Genomic DNA, 20,394 nt, shown 5'->3' with positions numbered 1-20,394 from the left:
GTTAATGTCCGGGGAAATATTATCGCAAAATGAAATCGATGCTTTGTTATCGGCCATTTCCACAGGGGAAATGGATGCAGATGATTTAAAAAAAGAAGAAGTAGAAAAAAGAGTGAAAGTATACGACTTTAAAAGGGCGCTTCGGTTTTCAAAGGATCAAATCCGGAGTTTGACTAGGATACACGAGAACTTTGCCAGGCTGCTGACCACATACTTTTCTGCTCAGCTCAGAACATATGTCCAAATATCCGTTGCTTCTGCAGATCAATTACCATACGAAGAATTTATCCGATCGATTCCGAAAATGACCATCATGAATGTTTTTGAGGTACCGCCCTTGGATGGACGAATCATTCTTGAGGTAAACCCGAATATCGCATATTCCATGATGGATCGCGTTTTGGGCGGGCGGGGCATAAGCATGAATAAGGTGGATAGTTTAACGGAAATAGAAACGAAAATCATGTCGAATTTATTCGAGAAGGCTTTTGAAAATTTACAGGAGGCTTGGGGAACGATCGTTGACATAGACCCGGTGATGACTGAGTTCGAGGTGAATCCACAATTCCTGCAACTGGTTTCGCCCAACGATACAGTTGTGGTCATATCCTTGAATACACAAATCGGAGAAACGAGCGGAATGATAAATGTTTGCATTCCTCACGTCGTATTGGAACCGATCATACCAAAGTTGTCCGCTCATTATTGGATGGAAAATTCCCAAAAGGAAAAAATCCCGGAGGAAATCATGATTTTGGAACAGCGTATCCGAAACGCAGATCTTCCCATTATATCCGAACTTGGTTCCACGGACATCACCATCGAGGATTTTTTGCTGCTTGATGTTGGCGATGTCATCGATTTAAATAAGGCAATCGATGAACCTTTGACGATTACCATTGGAGGGGTCCCAAAATACAGCGGGCAGCCAGGAAAAGTAGGAAAAAAACATGCTATCCAGATTCTTGATATTTTGAAAGGGGGAGACGAAGATGGTAAGTGATGGAATGCTTTCACAAGATGAGATAGATGCCCTTTTAAAAGGTACAAGTGATATAGAGGATGAGGTGTTCCCTCTTTCGATTGACGATTATTTATCAATGATGGAACTCGACACCCTCGGTGAAATTGGTAATATCTCCTTCGGAAGTTCGGCCACTGCTCTATCCACGTTGTTGAATCAGAAAGTGGATATCACCACCCCGACGGTTACTTTAATTGAAAGGGGACAGATCGAGGAAGAATTCCCGCATCCATACGTAGCGATTCAAGTGCAATATACAGAAGGTTTTTCAGGTATAAATATGCTGGTAATCAAGCAGAGCGATGCAGCTATCATTGCAGATTTGATGCTTGGCGGAGATGGGGAGAATCCTTCTGACCTGCTTGGGGAAATTCAATTGAGTGCTGTCCAGGAAGCCATGAACCAAATGATGGGTTCTGCTGCGACATCCATGTCGACCATTTTCAGTAAAAAAGTGGATATTTCACCACCTAGCGTAGATTTACTTAACTTTTTAAATGGAGTAGGTGAAAATGCGATACCTGACGAGGACTTATTTGCAAAAATCTCGTTCCGCCTCCGTGTCGGTAACTTAATTGACTCCAACATTATGCAATTGTTGCCGTTAGAGTTTGCTAAAGGGTTAGTTTCTGAATTATTAAATGGGACGGGCGAAAGCCAATCTGCCGATATGAATACGCAAAAAGCACTGAGTGATCCAGTAATGAACATTCCAACTCAGGAGCCGGCACCATTCCAGGATAACCGGCCTGATCGATCGGTAAATGAAACTTATGGACAAGGCGGTCATCAAACCCAACCCATGAACCAAATACCGAATGTACCACAACATTTTGGAGTTTCATCCGTACCAACAGGACAGCCGGTGAATGTTCAGCCTGCCAGTTTCACTAGTTTCCAGCCTTATCAGCTTCAGGAGCCTGAAAAGAAAAATCTCAGCATGCTGATGGATATCCCCTTGCAAGTGACTGTGGAACTTGGAAGAACGAAACGCTCCGTAAAGGATATTTTGGAGCTTTCCTCCGGATCGATCATCGAATTGGATAAATTAGCGGGAGAGCCAGTGGATATCCTGGTAAACAGCCGCTTGATAGCAAAAGGTGAGGTAGTGGTGATTGATGAAAACTTTGGAGTGCGTGTTACGGATATCATGAGTCAAAGTGAACGATTAAATAAAATAAAATAAAATAATTTGGGGGACGAAAATAATGGCTAATAAAATTTTAATTGTGGACGATGCAGCATTTATGAGAATGATGATAAAGGATATCCTTTCTAAAAATGGTTTTGAAATAGTCGGGGAAGCAGCAGATGGCGCCCAAGCAGTGGATAAATATAAAGAAACCCACCCGGATCTTGTAACGATGGATATTACCATGCCCGAAATGGATGGTATTACAGCGTTAAAGGAAATTAAAAAGATAAATCCTCAAGCTAAGGTCATCATGTGTTCAGCGATGGGGCAGCAAGCCATGGTCATCGATGCGATCCAGGCGGGTGCAAAAGACTTTATCGTGAAGCCATTCCAGGCAGACCGTGTTTTGGAAGCCATAAATAAAGCATTAAGTTAAGAGGGTGTCTTCATATTGGTTTTAATTAAAAAATGGCTTCAGTTCTCACTGATGATAGCAGTATTATTCTCTGGGGCCATACAGGCCCATGCGGAAGATCTTGAAAAAACAGTGAAGGATGTTTATGAACAGCCAGATGATTTAAAGGTGGATAAAGGTGAATCAATAGACTCGAAATCTACCAAACAGGCAACGAATCCTGACAAAGTGGGGATAACCGTTTGGGAGTTTCTGAGAATGATATTTGCTACTATTTTTGTAGTGGCCCTTCTATATATCCTATTAAAGTTCATTAATAAAAAAAGTAAATCGTATCAAAAGGCAAATTCGGTGGAGAATTTAGGCGGTACGGCCCTTGGTGCAAACCGTTCAGTTCAGCTTGTTAAGGTCGGCGGGCGAATATTGGTGATCGGGGTCGGCGAAAATATTCAGCTTTTGAAAGAAATAGATGATCCCGAGGAATATGAACAGCTTTTGAAAGATCACAACGATAAGATCGATCAAATGATCCAGCCTGGGAAACTTGCATTGAAGTTGAAAAATAAGTGGTTGAAGAAAGGCGGGTCCGAAACCGCTAGTTTCTCTGCAGAGTTCAAAAGTCAACTTGATCAAATGTCTGATAGCAGGAAAAAGCTGTTAAAGGAGCTTGATAGGAAAGGAAGAGACAATGAATGAATGAGTTCATGGAGTTTTTTAATAACAGTGATCCCACTAATGTCTCTACTTCCGTCAAACTTGTACTTCTGATGACTGTCTTATCACTGGCTCCAAGCATATTGATCTTGATGACCTGTTTTACAAGAATCATCATTGTCCTGAGCTTTGTGAGAACATCGCTAGCTACACAGCAGATGCCGCCGAATCAGGTGTTGGTCGGCTTGGCACTTTTCATGACATTTTTCATAATGGCACCGACTTTTCAGGAAGTGAATGAAAAGGCATTAACCCCATTATTTAATGAAGAGATAGATTTAGAAGAGGCATATGTACAGGCCTCGATACCATTCAAGGAATTCATGAGTGCCCATACAAGGCAAAAGGATCTGGCGTTATTTTTGGATTATGCCAAGGTGGATAAGCCTGAAACGATACAGGACATTCCCTTGACTGCCTTTGTACCGGCTTTTGCAATCAGTGAAATCAAAACAGCTTTTCAAATAGGCTTCATGATTTTCATTCCCTTTTTGGTTATTGATATGGTCGTTGCAAGTGTTCTGATGTCGATGGGGATGATGATGTTGCCGCCAGTCATGATTTCCCTGCCATTTAAAATCCTCCTTTTCATTCTTGTTGATGGATGGTATTTAGTGGTGAAGTCTTTATTACAGAGTTTTTAAGCAGGTGAGAAAAAATGAGTGCAGATTTTGTTATTGATATAGCAGAAAAAGGAATTTATATGGTATTGATAATTGCTGGTCCATTGATGGTAATCGCTCTTATTGTAGGACTATTAGTAAGCATCTTTCAGGCGACTACACAGATTCAGGAACAAACCTTGGCATTTGTTCCGAAAATCGTCGCAGTCTTATTGGGACTCATTTTATTGGCTCCATGGATGCTGAGCCACCTATTATCATATGCAAATGAAATATTCGGCAATCTGAATCGATTTGTAGGGTAGGGCATGGAGGAATTATTTCCGCACTTTCCCGCCTTTTTATTAATTGTAGTCCGGGTCACTACGTTTTTCGTGGCCATGCCTATTTTTTCGTACCGTTCAATACCGGTACAACATCGGGTCGGGCTTGGAATCTTCCTTGCCTGGATCATGTACTACACCATCGATGCTCCGGTTCTGGAATTGGATGTGACGTTTTATTTTTTGATCATGAAGGAAGCGCTTGTTGGCCTTTTCATTGGGTTTGCAGCGTATATGATTTTGTCCGCCGTTCAAGTCGCTGGCGGATTGATTGATTTCCAAATGGGTTTTTCAATAGCGAATGTCATCGACCCCCAAACGGGGGCACAAAGCCCGTTGATGGGACAATACCTTTATACGGTCGCTTTATTATTCCTATTGAGCACTAACGGTCATCATTTGCTTTTGGATGGAATTTTTTATAGTTATCAGTTCATCCCGATTGACCAATTATTTGTACCATTCGGAGATCATGCACTGATAGAATATTTGGCCAAAGCTTTCAGCAAAGCTTTCATGATTGCTTTTCAAATGTCCATACCTGTAGTGGGAAGTATTTTCTTAGTGGATGTCACGCTGGGGATACTTGCCAGGACAGTCCCTCAATTAAATGTGTTCGTTGTCGGAATTCCAGTGAAAATCATTGCCGGCTTAGCGGTTATCATAGTGGTAATGGGGATGATGATGACAGTTGTCACCCAACTCTTCAATTTCTTGCTTTTGACCATGCGTCATCTAATGCAGTTGATTGGAGGCGTTTGATGTGGAGAGGTTTCAGTTGGATTTGCAGTTTTTCGCAGGTGAGAAGACCGAAAAGGCGACTCCCAAAAAACGTCAGGATTCGAAGAAAAAAGGTCAGGTGGCAAAGAGTCAGGATGTAAATACCTCTGTGAATTTACTTGCAGTGTTTTCAGTATTATTGCTTATGGGACCGTACATGTATAATCATCTGCTCGGTCTCATGAGAGAATATTTGCAACATTTTACCTTGACTGGATTCAACGAGGAAAATATGCAAATTATCATGATTGAGGTTTTAAGGGAGATAGGCCTTATCCTGGGACCCGTTTTCGCAGCAGCGTTAGTGGCTGGGATATTGGCTAATGTCATGCAAGTCGGATTTTTGTTTTCTACTGAATCCATTCAGTTCAAACTTGAAAAATTGGATCCCATTAAAGGGTTCAAGCGCATTTTTTCAATGAGGGCCATTGTTGAATTATTGAAATCCATTCTTAAAATAGCATTTGTTGGTTTTGTTGCCTTTTATGTACTATGGCAGCGCATGGATGAGATAATGATCTTATCGCAAATTTCTGTGGAAGAAGCAATGGCAACATTGGCGGATATTACGATAAAAGTAGGATTTTATGCCGCTGTGGCTTTATTGTTCATTGCTCTATTAGACTATTTGTATCAAAAATATGACTTTGAAAAAAACATCCGGATGTCCAAACAGGATATTAAGGATGAGTATAAAAATTCCGAAGGGGACCCGCTCATCAAATCCAAGATAAAGCAAAAGCAGAGGCAGATGGCCGCTCAAAGAATGATGCAGGAAATTCCCAATGCGGATGTCGTCATCACCAACCCGACGCATTTTGCCATTGCTTTAAAATATGATGAAGAAAAAGCTGAGGCTCCGTATGTAGTGGCAAAGGGCGTTGATTTTGTTGCGCAGAAAATTAAATTCATTGCTAAAGAAAACGATGTGATCATGGTGGAAAATCGGCCTTTGGCCAGGTCTTTATATGATCAAGCTGAATTAGGCCAGGCGATACCTGAAGAGTTCTTTAAGGCGGTCGCTGAAATACTGGCCTTTGTATATAAAACCAAAGGTAAACTGTAAAGAAGTAATAGGGTAACCCGCTAGTAAGGAGAGAAAAAAACATGCGAGCAAGAGATTTAGTTGTTATATCGAGCGTCATCATGATCGTTGCCATGTTGGTCATTCCATTGCCAACATGGTTGTTAAGTATTTTACTCCTATTAAATATCTCTCTTGCGTTGCTGGTTCTATTGACTACGATGAATATGAAAGAACCTCTCGAATTTTCAATCTTTCCTTCCTTGCTCCTTTTACTGACGTTGTTCAGGCTGGGGTTGAATGTTTCCACGACTCGTGCCATTTTGACCTATGGTGATGCTGGGGGAGTTGTAGAAACCTTTGGGTCATTTGTAGTCGGCGGTAACGTGCTTGTAGGATTAGTTGTATTCATCATTTTGGTCATCATCAATTTCATCGTCATCACGAAAGGTTCCGAACGGGTCTCGGAGGTGGCGGCAAGATTTACACTGGATGCGATGCCAGGGAAACAGATGGCCATCGATGCAGATTTAAATGCTGGAATGATTTCCGAAAACGAAGCACGTGCCAGAAGGGAAAAAATCAGTAACGAAGCAGACTTTTATGGTTCCATGGATGGAGCGAGTAAGTTTGTTAAAGGGGACGCCATAGCGGGCATCATCATTGTCATCATTAACTTGATTTTCGGTATGATCATTGGCGTCATGCAATTGGACATGAGCTTTGGAGAGGCAGCCGTCCATTTTTCCATGTTATCAGTTGGTGACGGTATCGTGAGTCAGGTACCTGCTTTATTGATTTCTACAGCTACGGGAATAGTTGTAACCCGGGCTGCCTCGAATGGAAACCTCGGAGCGGATATTGTTGAACAGTTATTTCAATTTCCCAAAATGCTTTACCTAACAGCAGCAACCATTTTCCTTTTAGGGTTATTCACTCCCATTTCCGACTTATTCACCATTCCGATCGCTGCTTTATTAGTCGTTGGAGGGTATACGATTTCAAGGATTCCAAAGCAGGACGAAAGTGAAATACAAGAAATGGAAGAAGTGTTGGAAACCGATGAAATGAAAAGTCCAGAAAGCGTCGTTAACCTTTTAAGTGTCGACCCGATCGAATTTGAGTTTGGATATGGATTGATTCCGCTTGCGGATGCCAATCAAGGGGGAGACCTACTGGACCGGGTCGTCATGATCCGCAGGCAGCTTGCGATTGAATTGGGGCTCGTGATCCCAGTTGTCAGAATACGTGATAACATACAGTTGAATCCCAATGAGTATCGGCTGAAGATTAAAGGAAGCGTCATGGCAAAGGGGGAATTGCTCCTTAATCATTTCTTGGCCATGAGTCCAGGGGTGGAGGATGATTCAATAGAAGGAATAGATACAATAGAACCTTCTTTCGGTTTACCAGCCAAGTGGATCACCGATGACATGAAAGAACATGCCGAATTGTTGGGTTATACAGTTGTGGACCCGCCAAGCGTTGTATCCACTCATTTGACGGAAGTCATAAAGGCCAATGCGCAGGAATTATTGGGCAGGCAGGAAACGAAACAATTGATCGATCATCTTCACGAATCGGCACCTATACTGGTGGAGGAAGTCACTCCGAATCCTTTGTCTATAGGAGATGTACAAAAGGTATTGGCAAAATTATTGAAGGAAAAAGTTTCAATAAGGAACTTACCGATCATTTTCGAAACACTTGCTGATTATGGCAAGTTATCGACTGACACAGATTTGCTTACTGAGTATGTAAGGCAGAATTTAGCCAGACAAATAACGAATTCTTTTATTACGGATGAAAATAGAATTAAAGTCATAACATTATCGGGAAAAGTGGAGAAGACCATCGCGGATGGTGTACAGCAAACCGAACATGGTAATTTTTTATCATTGGATCCAACTCTATCGCAATCCATATTGGAGGCAATTGCAGCCAAATTGGAAGAGCTGACCCTAATGGATCACCAACCGATCTTACTCTGCTCTCCAGCAGTAAGGATGTATGCCCGGCAATTAACTGAACGTTATTTTCCTAATGTACCGATTCTTTCATACAATGAACTCGAATCGAATGTAGAAGTACAAAGTGTAGGGGTGGTGAATTTCGATTGAAGGTAAAGAAATATTTGGCACCAACAATGAACGAGACAATGAAGCGAATAAGGGAGGAACTAGGCAGTGATGCGGTAATCTTAAGTTCAAAGGCTGTATATACTGGTGGTTTCTTAGGGTTATTCAAGAAGAGGAATATTGAAGTCATTGCAGCCATAGACCCCATGTCCCAGTCTATCCAAACCGTAACCAAACAAAAATCGAAGAAGTTGCCTTCAAAGCTGGAAATGGCAAGTCATGCCCTGGAACCTAATGAAGGCAATAGGGAAAGTGCTGACTTATTAAAAGAAATCGAAGGTTTGAAAGATATGATAAAGACCTTGCAAATCTATTCACCTGATCAAAAATATCCGGGGAAACTGCAGGAAATGCATGAATACCTAACCGAACAGGAAGTGGATCGTTCACTTCGGTCCAAAATCATGGATGAACTTCTTGAAAAATGGTTCGTTTTTAAACAACAATCCACTGATGAAGAGGTTCAAGTTTGGTTGGAAGAAGCCATGTTCGGGATTTTGGAAAAGGTCGATAATGGAAAAACCGGACTGCAAAAAAAGTATATTAATTTTGTTGGCCCGACAGGTGTGGGGAAGACGACGACCTTGGCAAAAGTGGCTGCAGAAACCATGTTGAAGCATGATAAAAAGGTGGCTTTCATTACGACGGATACGTACAGGATTGCTGCAATAGATCAACTTAAGACATATGCCAAGATCTTAAACGTTCCCATAGAAGTGGCTTATAATCTGGAAGACTTCAAAAGGGCGGCTGAACGCTTCTCCCATTATGATTTTGTTTTCATTGATACGGCCGGAAGGAATTTCCGTAACGCGCAATATGTTAAGGATCTAAATGAAATCATCCATTTTACAGATGAGATGGAAACCTATTTAGTGCTGTCATTGACTTCTAAACAGAAGGATATGGAAGATATTTATCGACAGTTTGCCGCCATACCGCTTAAACAGGTCATTTTTACAAAAGCGGACGAAACTTCCACTTTCGGGCCTGTATTCAATTTTATACACACTCATAAATTAGGAGTCGCCTATATAACAGATGGACAGAATGTACCGGACGATATTGAAATAGCTACATCATCACAACTAATGAAAATGGCTTTTGGGGCTAAAAAATATGAAAGATCAAGCTGAGAATTTACGAAGAAGATTGGAAGTCCGCCAAAATCAATCAATGGCCAAAACGATTGCCGTTTTAAGCGGTAAAGGTGGAGTGGGAAAATCAAACTTTTCTTTGAATTTTTCCATTGCTTTATCCCAAAGAGGGAAAAAGGTACTGTTGTTCGACATGGATATCGGTATGGGGAATATTGATATTTTGATCGGGGAACACTCGCCCTGCAGTATTATTGATTTTTTTGAAAAAGAATGTAGGTTGAAGGATATCATCATGTCAGGACCGGGAAATATTTCAATCATTACAGGAGGAACAGGGATGACGAATCTCTTTTCACTTGATGAAGATAAATATTCGCGCTTTAATGAAGAATTCAGTTTATTGCTGGCAAATTACGATTATATCTTATTTGATATGGGTGCAGGCATCACTGAGGATTCCATGAAATTCCTGTTATGTGTGGATGAATTGGTCGTTATCACGACGCCTGAACCTACTTCCATCATGGATGCATATTCCGCAATGAAATATATTCATTCAGTAAACAAAGAGATTCCATTCTTCCTAGTTTGCAATCGCGTTTTCTCGAGTAAGGACGGCAAAGAAACGATTAACCGGCTACAAAATGCGCTAGTGAAATTTTTAGGTCTGGAAGCTGTAGCTCTAGGTTACCTGCCAGATGATAGAAGCGTACCCAAATCTGTTACCAAACAAATGCCCTTTCTCCTTTTCGATTCTGAAGCCGATGTATCCAAAGCCATCATGGACATTGCTTCGAGATATGCAAATCATTCATTTGGGGAAGAATTGACTTTGCAAAAAAGCCGTTTCCTCCAAAATATGAAGAGATATTTTTTGGGAAAGTAGGTCTCCTTCTATGGATAAAGTAAAAGTGCTGATAGTGGACGATTCTGCATTTATGAGAAAGTTAATCTCAGATTTTTTAGCAGAAGATAGCAGGATGGAAGTCATCGGGACTGCCAGGAATGGAATAGATGCCATAGAAAAAATAAAGGCTTTAAAACCCGATGTCGTGACTTTGGATGTGGAAATGCCGATTATGGACGGGTTGGAAGCATTAAACCGGATCATGAATGAATGTCCAACCGCTGTAGTCATGTTATCAAGCACAACAAAAAAAGGAACGGAAAATACATTTGCCGCCATGAACAGCGGAGCCTTTGATTTTGTGGCTAAACCTTCGGGAGCCATTTCATTGGACTTACATAAAATCAAGAAAGAACTCCATGAAAAAGTTTTGGCTGCCAGCAGGGCAAATGTTCACAAACTAGAAAAAAATGCGAGAAATATTGAAAGAAGCCCATCCGTTTGGGAAAAATATAGTAAAATAGATTCAATGTTATTGTCAACAAACGAAAAAAATCAAATGAAATGGTCCTATGGATACAAAAAAATAATAGTCATCGGTACATCAACAGGAGGCCCGAGAGCTCTGCAGACTGTCTTGACAGGACTCCCAGAAGACATTGATGCTCCTATACTCATTGTCCAGCATATGCCCCCCGGTTTCACAAAATCCTTGGCAACACGCCTGAATTCGTTATGCAAGATTAAAGTGAAGGAAGCTGAAGAGGGAGAACTGATTCAAAAAGGTGTCGCCTACATCGCACCTGGAGGTTATCACTTGAAAGTGAGGAAAGTCGGAATCAGCTGGGCAATCCTTTTGGATCAATCCGAATTGCGTAATGGACATCGCCCGTCGGTTGATGTGCTGATTGAATCGGTGAGTGAAATGAATGATTATGCGAAAATAGCCGTCATCATGACCGGGATGGGGATGGATGGGTCAAAGGGGCTTACCAAGCTTAAACAAAAGGGTCCTTTAAAAGCGATAGCCGAATCACAGGAGACTTCAATCGTTTTTGGTATGCCCAAGGCGGCAATCAATACCAAGTTAATAGATAGCATAGAGGATGTAGAAAAAATAGCTAGAGCAGTAATAAGCTATTGTTAACACGTGGAGGTGTGAGATTGTATGGATATGAATCAGTATTTAGAGGTATTTATTGAAGAAAGTAAAGAACATCTTCAAACATGCAGCGAACAGTTGCTGGTACTCGAAAAGAACCCGGAAGACCTCTCGATAGTAAACGAAATATTTCGTTCCGCCCATACCTTAAAAGGGATGTCAGCAACTATGGGTTATGAGGATCTAGCCAATTTAACTCATAAAATGGAGAATGTTCTGGATGCGATCCGAAACAGTCAAATCGTTCTTTCGCCTGAATTGTTTGACGTGATATTTTTAGCGGTAGATGATTTAGAAGCGATGGTCGTGTCTATTGCTGAAGGTGGAGATGGAAAAAGAAATGTGATGGGGGTTGTCCATCAGCTGGAAATGATTGAAAAAGGCGAGTCACCCGTTTCATCAACCATTGCAGAAGTGGCAGCAGCTTCTGCTGTCCTTGAAAAGGAGGAAATGACTGTTGGAGATTACGATGAATTTGAATGGACCGTACTACAACAGTCAAAGGATCAGGGATTCAACAGCTTCGAAATTTCGATAGGGTTGCGTGAGGACTGTCTTTTAAAAGCTGCCAGGGTGTTTATGGTTTTTGAGGTGCTTGAAAAGTCCGGTGAAGTAATCAAGTCACACCCACCCGTCGAACTTTTGGAAGAAGAGCAATTCGATCAGCGATTTACAATCACGATGGTAACGACGGAATCGAGTGATGAGATAAAGAATAAAATCATGAAGGTTTCAGAAGTGGAACAAGTTGTCGTAAATGCACTTGATCTTGAACACTTGCGGTATGCCGCCCATTCTATAGAGGATAAAGTTACTGAAATCCCAAAACAAGAGACAAATAATGCCGAGCTTCCAACGGAATATGATGATAAGAAAAAACAGGCACCCGTTAAGACGGCATCAAGCAAGACCATTCGGGTTAACATTGAGCGGCTTGATATATTGATGAACTTATTCGAGGAACTAGTAATCGATAGAGGCAGGCTTGACCAAATTTCCAGTGATTTGGATAATCAAGAATTGCATGAAACGGTAGAAAGAATGTCCCGTATAACCAGTGATTTACAAACAATCGTATTGAATATGCGGATGGTGCCCGTGGAAACTGTATTCAATCGTTTTCCTAAAATGGTACGTCAATTGGCAAGGGACTTAAACAAGAAAGTCAATTTGGAAATCAACGGTGCCGAAACGGAACTTGATCGTACAGTCATTGATGAAATCGGTGATCCCCTCGTCCATTTAATAAGGAACGCCATGGATCATGGAATTGAAACACCTGAAGAACGTTTGGCGAAAGGGAAGAATGAAGAAGGTAAAATCCTGTTAAAAGCATATCACAGCGGTAATCATGTTTTCATTGAAATCGAGGATGACGGCGCAGGAATCAATAAAGATCGAGTCTTGAACAAGGCGCTATCCAATGGGATATTAACTAAGGAAACTGCCGCCACCCTAACCGATAAGCAAATCTATGAATTGATATTCGCATCTGGTTTCTCAACAGCGGAAACCATTTCAGATGTATCGGGACGCGGTGTGGGGCTTGATGTAGTTAAAAATACCATAGAGTCCCTCGGTGGATCTGTGGCGATCGATTCCAAAGAAAATGAAGGATCCATCTTCCTTATTCAGCTTCCGCTTACATTGTCCATAATTTCTGTCATGCTGGTTGCCATCCAAAACGAAAAATATGCCATACCGCTTTCTTCCATCATAGAAACAGCAATCATAAAAAAAGCCGATATCATGAATGCCCATAATCAACAAGTCATTGACTTCAGGGGTAAGGTTCTGCCGCTTCTATTCTTGAAAGATATATTTGAAGTGCCTATCAGTCAGGAAGAAGAAGAGTCCCTCTCTGTGGTGATTGTAAGAAAAGGTGATAAATTAGCGGGATTAGTCGTAGATTCATTTATCGGGCAACTGGAAATCGTTCTGAAATCATTGGGCAATTATTTAACCAGTGCATTTGCCATATCCGGGGCCACGATACTTGGTGATGGTCAAGTTGCATTAATCATAGATTGCAACACATTGATTCATTGAATGATAGATGAATGGTGCAGGTATTGGGATGGTTCGACCATGTCGATGAGATTTCGTCAAGACTTCACAATCATCATTATTTTTTTTAAGGAGGGGAATAGATGTCGGAGGATATGAAAGTAATCGTATTTCAAATTAAGGATAAGGAATATGCAATTCCAGTGGATAAGGTCAGCGGCATTGAAAAGCTACTGCATATTACCAGGGTTCCAAAGGCTTTAAAATTCGTTAAGGGAGTCATAAATTTAAGGGGGGTAATCACTCCAATTATTGATTTACGGGTTCGCTTTGATTTTGAAGAGGTGGAATATGATGAATCAACAAGGATTATCATCGTTATTCTGGATGATATGGAGGTGGGGTTAATAGTGGACTCTGCCAATGATGTTTTGGATATTCCAGTGGAGAGTATCGAACCTCAGCCTGAAGTTGTGGGACATTTGTCTTCAGAATACATTAGCGGAGTGGCTAAAATTGAAAAGCGACTGCTCGTCCTGATTAATTTGGAGAAGGCCTTAAGTCTTGAAATGACTGAAAATATGTTAAGAGAAGGATAATCATATGTCGTTCATTGAGAAAATCAACACTCTTCAGCTCGATATTTTGAAGGAAATCGGTAATATAGGTGCAGGAAACGCAGCTACGGCACTTTCTGCCATCCTTAATAGGAAAATTGATATGAATGTTCCTAATGTCCGAATCGTTTCTTTTGATGAAATGATGGAAATGGCTGGCGGGGCCGATCACGTCGTGGCAAGCGTTTTTCTTAGAATAGAAGGTGATGCTTCAGGGAGTATGTTTTTTATCCTTTCACTTCCTGTAGCCCAATACTTGATTCGTAGGATGACTGGTGATGAAACCTTTTTGATGGAATCAGCACCCTATACTGAACTGGCACTCTCTTGCCTGCAGGAATTAGGGAATATTTTATCGGGATCCTATCTCTCTTCCCTATCTGATTTTACCCGATTGAATATCTATCCATCCGTTCCATCCTTGAGCATCGATATGGTAGGGGCAACGATCAGTTATGGGTTATTGGAATTATCTCAAGTAAGTGACGCAGCCATCGTCATTGATACTGTACTTGAAAAGGACCAGCTTTTTGCTGACTCGGTTAGTGGTCATTTCTTTTTATTACCTGATCCCGAATTTTTTGATATCATTTTTTCCGCCTTAGGAGTCTCACCTAATGATTGAATCGGTAAAGGTCCAGGTTGTTAAGGTTGGAATAGCGGATATGAATATAATAAAGCCTCCCTATACGATTCGTACTTCAGGTTTGGGATCGTGTGTCGGTGTTGTGATTTATGATGAAAAAAAAGAAATTGCAGGTTTGGTCCATATCATGCTTCCAGACTCTTCACTCGCTAAATCGGGACAGATCAACGTTGCCAAATTTGCAGATACGGCGATAAAGGAATTGGTGCAGGTATTAGTCAAAGAAGGCGCAAGATTGCCATTCCTAAAAGCGAAGCTGGCTGGAGGAGCACAAATGTTTCAATTTGCCTCCGGAGGGGATTTAATGAGAATCGGACCTCGGAATGTGGAAGCTGTCCGGAAAGAGTTATCTGACTTGCGGATTAGAATCGTTGCCGAAGATGTTGGCGGGAATAGCGGAAGAACGATTGAATTCAATTTAAATGATTGTCTGCTAAATATACGTACCGTTACAAAAGGGACTAAAAACATATAGGATCGGATTTGGGTTTTGAAAAGCCAAAAATATGACAGGTACATTTGCAACCGAATTTTTATTGCATGTATGGCTTTTAGGGCCGTAGATCACAAATCGTATAACAATGTTAGGAGGATGTCCAATGTCTCATCTGACCATCGAAGAAGAGCAGTTATGTTGGAAAAATTGGGTGGATTGCAGAGATCCGCTAGCCGGGGACATATTGGTAAAGAAATACATACCTCTTGTATCGTACCATGTTCAACGTATTTCAGTAAGTCTTCCTAAAAATGTGAGCCGGGATGATATAAGGAGTTTGGGAATGATGGGGTTATTCGATGCCCTGGAACGTTTTGATACGAAGCGTGACCTCAAGTTTGACACATATGCATCATTTAGAATTCGTGGTGCCATTTTAGATGGATTAAGAAAAGAGGATTGGCTTCCACGGAGTGCAAGAGATAAAGCCAAGAAAATTGAATCTGCAATAGAGAAGCTGGAGCAGCAATACATGAGGAACCTTTCGCCAACTGAGATTGCCGCTGAATTGAATATTCCGGAAGATGAAGTATATGCTGCATTAAATGAGAATTTCTTTGCCAATGTACTATCGATGGATGAAAATCCCCAAGAGGACGATAAAGAAAGCGCAAATTTTCATATTAAAGATGAAAAGGCGGATTTACCTGAGGAACATGTGTTAAGGGATGAACTGTATGAGGAATTAGCCAAAGTCATTGAAACCCTAAATGAAAAAGAACAGTTGGTTTTACAGCTTTTTTATAAAGAAGAACTGACGTTAACCGAAATCGGACAGGTGATGAGTCTATCTACGTCACGGATATCCCAAATTCACTCGAAAGCGATTTATAAATTAAGAAACACGATGCAAGATCAAAAGATTTAATGAAGATATTTTCATTGAAGAGGGCTATGGAGTCTGGAAGGCATAAGAGATTCCTATTGAACGAAGAAAGCACTATAAATCAACTTGATAGAAGTCTTTCGGATACCTACATCAATAAATGTTTCGAAATCACAGAATGTTCGAACTGTACTTCGTCAAGAAGAGCATAGGGAAAGTAATCAAGAAAAAAACAACAGTGAAAAAAGATCCCCATCCGCTTAAAGGTCAGGATTGACTATTACGGTTAATTAGGAGGCAGCATGTCAGCATTTTTTATATTTCTGTTGTTTGTATTGAACATATTCACCATTTTTGCCATCATCATTTTATATCTTCGTCAAAATCGTTTAAGTATGCTGGAAAAAGACCAAAAAGCCGTCCTTGGAGAAATGGAACAACTTTTGTCTGGTTATTTAATGGAGATGAAGGAGGACAACGAGACACTGGTAAAGGCAATCAAAAATTCGCTGGTAATGAATCCTGAGCATGGACAAAAAGGACAAGAACATGTTTCAATCAAAGAAACAAAGGAAGAAAAACAAGAAAAACAAGAAAAACAAGAAAAACAAGAACAAAACATTCTACTAGAGTATAAATTGGGAAGTCGTGCCGCCGCTAAAAAGCAGGCTATTGACGCTTATAAAATAATGCCTGAAGAAAATGAGGCCAATGCTTTACCCTTAAAAGTCGAGGACAAATTGGAACTTGCAACGGCTTCCACTTCCACTCAGAATCAGGGGAAGCCGGCTGTCAAGGAATTTTCGGACATGCTGCAGGCTTCGTTAAATGAACGGTCATTAAATGAAAAAGTGGATATGTTAGCGGATCAAGGACATTCAATAGAGGAAATCGCCAAAAAGTTAGGTCGCGGTCAAACGGAGATAGAGCTATTACTAAAGTTTCGCATGAATAGATAAACTTATCTCTTGATTGTGTAGAGTCATTATGATATATTATGAAATGGTGTTAATACACACGCCCCGTGATTCTTACAGATGGTGCTGTTACGACAGTTTCTGTATGAAAATGATCGGTGCGGAGGAAAAACAAAACCATTTAGGAGGAACTAAAATGTCAGTCATTTCTATGAAACAATTGCTTGAAGCTGGTGTGCATTTCGGACACCAAACACGTCGCTGGAACCCAAAAATGAAGAAATATATCTTCACTGAGCGTAACGGCATCTACATCATCGACCTTCAAAAAACAGTTAAAAAGGTTGAAGAAGCTTATAACTTCGTGAAAGAACTAGCTGCTAACGGCGGTACTGTTCTTTTCGTCGGAACTAAAAAACAAGCTCAAGAATCTGTTAAAGAAGAAGCTATCCGTTCTGGTATGTACTATGTAAACCAACGTTGGTTAGGTGGAACTTTAACAAACTTTGAAACAATCCAAAAACGTATCGCTCGTCTTAAAGATATCGAAAAAATGGAAGAAAACGGAACTTTCGAAGTCCTTCCTAAAAAAGAAGTTATCCAACTTAAAAAAGAATGGGATCGCTTAGAGAAATTCTTAGGCGGTATTAAAGATATGAAGACTCTTCCAGATGCGATCTTCGTTATCGACCCACGCAAAGAGCGTATTGCTGTTGCGGAAGCACACAAATTACACATTCCACTTGTTGGTATCGTTGATACAAACTGTGATCCGGATGAAATCGATGTAGTTATTCCTGCGAATGACGATGCAATCCGTGCTGTTAAATTATTAACAGGTAAAATGGCAGATGCTATCTTAGAAGCTAAACAAGGCGAAGAAACAGCAACTGAAACAACTACTGCTTAATAAGTAAAAAAGGTTGCTTATTCAGTAAGAAAAAAGGTGATAAGAGGATAATGCCTTTTATCCCTTTTTTTTGCACTAAATAAACATACATAAAATCACTGTACGGAATGTCTTTTTTAAAAGGTATGGGCGATTTTTAAGGGATGAAAATCATCAGCTGGTTTAGTCCGTCATATTGACTGAAAAAGTGGATGTTTTTCGGAAATATCGTCAAAGCTCGTTATTTTCTTTGATGATAACAAGTATTTTTTGGCAGTAATGGGTAAAAATTGAATAAACTGCATTTAATTTGAGGAGGATATATATTATGGCAATCACTGCACAATTAGTTAAAGAATTGCGTGAAAAAACTGGTGCCGGTATGATGGACTGTAAAAAGGCACTTGTACAAACAGAAGGCGATATGGAAAAAGCAATCGATTTCCTACGTGAAAAAGGAATTGCAAAAGCTGCTAATAAAGGTGACCGTATCGCTGCTGAAGGTTTAACTTCAATCGTTGTTGAAGGAAACCAAGCGGTTATTCTTGAAGTAAACTCCGAAACTGATTTCGTTGCTAAAAACGAAGGCTTCCAAATCCTTGTTAAGGAATTGGCTGGGTTCCTTCTTGCGAACAAACCTGAAAGCGTTGAAGCTGCTCTTGAGCAAACAATGGAAAATGGAGCAAAAGTTGCAGATCATATCAATGCTGCTGTTGCTAAAATTGGGGAGAAATTAACTCTTCGCCGTTTCCAAGTCGTTTCTAAAACAGATAACGACGCATTTGGTGCATACCTTCACATGGGTGGACGCATCAGCGTACTATCAGTTCTTGAAGGTACAACTGACGAAGAGGCAGCTAAAAGCGTTTCAATGCATATAGCTGCAATTAACCCTAAATATATCTCTCGCGACCAAGTGGATGCTAGCGAATTAGAACGCGAACGCGAAGTTCTTACGCAACAAGCTCTTAATGAAGGAAAACCTGAAAAAATCGTTGCCAAAATGGTTGAAGGACGTATCAATAAATTCTACGAAGAAATCTGTGTTAACGAACAAGCTTTCGTTAAGAACCCTGATCAAAAAGTGGGACAATTCGTTGAATCAAAAGGTGGAAAAATCCAATCATTCGTTCGTTATGAAGTAGGGGAAGGTCTTGAAAAACGTCAAGAAAACTTTGCTGAAGAAGTAATGAACCAAGTTAAAAAAGACTAATTGTCAGATAATTAATAATGGGGAACACTCTTGTGTTCCCTATTTTTTGAAATGTCATGAATTTTTGGCAGTATTCCAAGAAAGCATGATGAACGAATGAAAAGATTACATAGTTGGAGGTTCTCATGAGTAACGCTAAATATAAACGTGTCGTTCTAAAACTAAGTGGTGAAGCATTAGCCGGTGAAGAAGGATTTGGAATTAACCCTGCAGTAATTAAATCCATTGCTGAACAAGTCAAGGAAGTGGCTGAGCTTGATGTGGAAGTGGCTGTTGTTGTCGGTGGCGGAAACATCTGGCGCGGGAAAATAGGCAGTGAAATGGGCATGGATCGTGCTAATGCCGACTATATGGGGATGTTGGCTACAGTCATGAACTCATTGGCATTACAAGACAGCCTTGATCAGCTTGGAATTGAAACGCGCGTGCAAACTTCCATTGAGATGAGACAAGTCGCAGAACCATACATTAGACGCCGTGCAATCAGGCATCTAGAGAAAAAGAGAGTGGTGATTTTTGCAGCTGGTACAGGTAATCCATACTTCTCAACGGATACCACTGCCGCCCTGCGTGCTGCAGAAATTGAAGCTGATGTCATCTTGATGGCGAAGAATAATGTGGATGGCGTATACAATGCAGATCCGGTTAAAGACAAAAATGCAGTGAAGTATGATAAACTTTCCTATCTTGATGTGATTAAAGAAGGGCTAGAAGTAATGGATTCAACTGCGTCCTCACTATGCATGGACAATGATATCCCATTGATCGTCTTCTCGATCATGGAAAAAGGTAATATTAAACGGGCCGTTTTAGGCGAAACGCTTGGAACTATTGTAAGGGGGAAATAAAAGATGCCGAAACAAGTTATTTCGATTGCGAAAACGAAAATGGAAAAAGCCATTGGAGCGTACACACGTGAATTAGCAAGCATCCGTGCCGGAAGGGCAAATGCCTCATTGCTTGATAGAATCTCGATTGATTATTATGGTTCGCCGACACCAGTTAATCAGGTGGCTGGTATTTCTGTCCCGGAAGCTAGACTATTAGTCATTCAACCATATGATAAAACGGTATTGGGTGAAATCGAAAAGGCGATTTTGAAATCAGACTTAGGCTTAAATCCTTCTAATGATGGATCGGTCATCAGGATAGCCATCCCGGCGTTAACTGAAGAGCGCAGAAAAGAGCTTGTGAAAGTTGTGAAAAAAGAAGCGGAAGAGGCGAAAATAGCTGTCCGTAATGTGCGTCGCGATGCTAATGATGATTTGAAAAAGCTTGAAAAAAGTGGTGAAATCACTGAAGACGATTTACGTGGCTATGCTGATGACATCCAAAAGATGACAGATGGCAATATCACGAAAATCGATGAAATTACAAAAGATAAAGAAAAAGAAATTTTGGAAGTATAATTTCCAATTATGAATTGATTAAATAAAGAGGACCGAATCCATACTGGGTCATGTCTTGGTGCTAACATATAGGTGTGCTTAAAGGAGAA

22 protein-coding genes are annotated in these 20,394 nt (G+C 40.6%); all 22 read left to right on the top strand.

Going from position 1 to position 20,394, the window contains the following annotated elements; all coding sequences use genetic code 11:
* The first annotated feature begins 4 nt into the window (after nucleotides 1–4).
* The 22 genes from fliM to frr all read left to right on the top strand — a co-directional run bounded on the left by fliM (nucleotide 5) and on the right by frr (nucleotide 20,305).
* The gene (gene fliM / locus J7I90_RS04060; protein WP_214768518.1) at nucleotides 5–1,003 is read left to right on the top strand and encodes a flagellar motor switch protein FliM; all 999 of its coding nucleotides are present in this window, start codon (nucleotides 5–7) and stop codon (nucleotides 1,001–1,003) included.
* A complete protein-coding gene (gene fliY, locus J7I90_RS04055; RefSeq protein ID WP_214768517.1) occupies nucleotides 993–2,210 on the top strand; it encodes a flagellar motor switch phosphatase FliY in 1,218 nt (405 codons plus the stop codon). Before fliM ends, fliY begins: the two co-directional genes overlap by 11 nt.
* Before the next feature lie 22 nt (nucleotides 2,211–2,232).
* Nucleotides 2,233–2,595, top strand: coding sequence for a chemotaxis protein CheY (gene cheY / locus J7I90_RS04050; RefSeq protein WP_048684828.1), 363 nt, complete (start codon nucleotides 2,233–2,235; stop codon nucleotides 2,593–2,595).
* 51 nt (nucleotides 2,596–2,646) lie between these two features.
* The gene (locus tag J7I90_RS04045; protein ID WP_214768516.1) at nucleotides 2,647–3,270 is read left to right on the top strand and encodes a flagellar biosynthetic protein FliO; all 624 of its coding nucleotides are present in this window, start codon (nucleotides 2,647–2,649) and stop codon (nucleotides 3,268–3,270) included.
* Entirely contained in the window at nucleotides 3,267–3,932 is a 666-nt protein-coding gene (gene fliP, locus J7I90_RS04040) for a flagellar type III secretion system pore protein FliP (protein WP_063596265.1), read from the top strand. Before J7I90_RS04045 ends, fliP begins: the two co-directional genes overlap by 4 nt.
* A gap of 14 nt (nucleotides 3,933–3,946) precedes the next feature.
* A complete protein-coding gene (gene fliQ / locus J7I90_RS04035) occupies nucleotides 3,947–4,216 on the top strand; it encodes a flagellar biosynthesis protein FliQ (RefSeq protein ID WP_101224658.1) in 270 nt (89 codons plus the stop codon).
* Nucleotides 4,217–4,219: 3 nt separating this feature from the next.
* Nucleotides 4,220–4,996 carry a flagellar biosynthetic protein FliR gene (gene fliR, locus J7I90_RS04030; RefSeq protein ID WP_214768515.1) on the top strand — a complete coding sequence of 259 codons (777 nt, stop codon included), beginning with the start codon at nucleotides 4,220–4,222 and terminating at the stop codon, nucleotides 4,994–4,996.
* Nucleotide 4,997: 1 nt separating this feature from the next.
* Entirely contained in the window at nucleotides 4,998–6,080 is a 1,083-nt protein-coding gene (gene flhB, locus J7I90_RS04025) for a flagellar biosynthesis protein FlhB (protein ID WP_214768514.1), read from the top strand.
* 41 nt (nucleotides 6,081–6,121) lie between these two features.
* Nucleotides 6,122–8,158, top strand: a complete 2,037-nt coding sequence (gene flhA / locus J7I90_RS04020) for a flagellar biosynthesis protein FlhA (protein ID WP_214768513.1) — start codon at nucleotides 6,122–6,124, stop codon at nucleotides 8,156–8,158.
* Complete coding sequence (flhF, locus tag J7I90_RS04015; protein ID WP_214768512.1) at nucleotides 8,155–9,312, top strand: flagellar biosynthesis GTPase FlhF; 1,158 nt, start codon at nucleotides 8,155–8,157, stop codon at nucleotides 9,310–9,312. Before flhA ends, flhF begins: the two co-directional genes overlap by 4 nt.
* Nucleotides 9,296–10,162, top strand: a complete 867-nt coding sequence (locus tag J7I90_RS04010; protein WP_214768511.1) for a MinD/ParA family protein — start codon at nucleotides 9,296–9,298, stop codon at nucleotides 10,160–10,162. Before flhF ends, J7I90_RS04010 begins: the two co-directional genes overlap by 17 nt.
* A 10-nt stretch (nucleotides 10,163–10,172) precedes the next feature.
* Complete coding sequence (locus J7I90_RS04005) at nucleotides 10,173–11,270, top strand: protein-glutamate methylesterase/protein-glutamine glutaminase (RefSeq protein WP_214768510.1); 1,098 nt, start codon at nucleotides 10,173–10,175, stop codon at nucleotides 11,268–11,270.
* A gap of 21 nt (nucleotides 11,271–11,291) precedes the next feature.
* Nucleotides 11,292–13,334: a chemotaxis protein CheA gene (locus J7I90_RS04000; protein ID WP_214768509.1), complete on the top strand. Its 2,043-nt coding sequence runs from the start codon at nucleotides 11,292–11,294 to the stop codon at nucleotides 13,332–13,334.
* Nucleotides 13,335–13,435: 101 nt separating this feature from the next.
* A complete protein-coding gene (locus J7I90_RS03995; protein WP_214768508.1) occupies nucleotides 13,436–13,891 on the top strand; it encodes a chemotaxis protein CheW in 456 nt (151 codons plus the stop codon).
* 4 nt (nucleotides 13,892–13,895) lie between these two features.
* Nucleotides 13,896–14,534, top strand: a complete 639-nt coding sequence (locus J7I90_RS03990) for a chemotaxis protein CheC (protein ID WP_214768507.1) — start codon at nucleotides 13,896–13,898, stop codon at nucleotides 14,532–14,534.
* Complete coding sequence (locus J7I90_RS03985) at nucleotides 14,527–15,030, top strand: chemotaxis protein CheD (protein ID WP_214768506.1); 504 nt, start codon at nucleotides 14,527–14,529, stop codon at nucleotides 15,028–15,030. Before J7I90_RS03990 ends, J7I90_RS03985 begins: the two co-directional genes overlap by 8 nt.
* A gap of 124 nt (nucleotides 15,031–15,154) precedes the next feature.
* The gene (locus J7I90_RS03980) at nucleotides 15,155–15,919 is read left to right on the top strand and encodes a FliA/WhiG family RNA polymerase sigma factor (RefSeq protein ID WP_134783235.1); all 765 of its coding nucleotides are present in this window, start codon (nucleotides 15,155–15,157) and stop codon (nucleotides 15,917–15,919) included.
* A 260-nt stretch (nucleotides 15,920–16,179) separates the two neighbouring features.
* Nucleotides 16,180–16,836: a DUF6115 domain-containing protein gene (locus J7I90_RS03975; RefSeq protein ID WP_214768505.1), complete on the top strand. Its 657-nt coding sequence runs from the start codon at nucleotides 16,180–16,182 to the stop codon at nucleotides 16,834–16,836.
* 154 nt (nucleotides 16,837–16,990) lie between these two features.
* Nucleotides 16,991–17,704, top strand: a complete 714-nt coding sequence (gene rpsB, locus J7I90_RS03970) for a 30S ribosomal protein S2 (RefSeq protein WP_034313644.1) — start codon at nucleotides 16,991–16,993, stop codon at nucleotides 17,702–17,704.
* A gap of 307 nt (nucleotides 17,705–18,011) precedes the next feature.
* A complete protein-coding gene (tsf, locus tag J7I90_RS03965; protein WP_034313641.1) occupies nucleotides 18,012–18,896 on the top strand; it encodes a translation elongation factor Ts in 885 nt (294 codons plus the stop codon).
* Between the two features lie 125 nt (nucleotides 18,897–19,021).
* Complete coding sequence (pyrH, locus tag J7I90_RS03960; protein ID WP_034313639.1) at nucleotides 19,022–19,744, top strand: UMP kinase; 723 nt, start codon at nucleotides 19,022–19,024, stop codon at nucleotides 19,742–19,744.
* 3 nt (nucleotides 19,745–19,747) lie between these two features.
* On the top strand, nucleotides 19,748–20,305 hold the full coding sequence (gene frr / locus J7I90_RS03955; protein WP_214768504.1) for a ribosome recycling factor: 558 nt from the start codon (nucleotides 19,748–19,750) through the stop codon (nucleotides 20,303–20,305).
* The last annotated feature ends 89 nt before the right edge of the window (nucleotides 20,306–20,394 follow it).

The sequence above is a fragment of the Bacillus sp. ISL-57 genome (genome assembly GCF_018613135.1).
GTDB classification, from domain to species: Bacteria; Bacillota; Bacilli; order Bacillales; family DSM-1321; genus Peribacillus; species Peribacillus frigoritolerans.
Note: the sequence above shows the minus strand (reverse complement) of the source record. Positions and strands in the feature narration are given on the sequence as shown.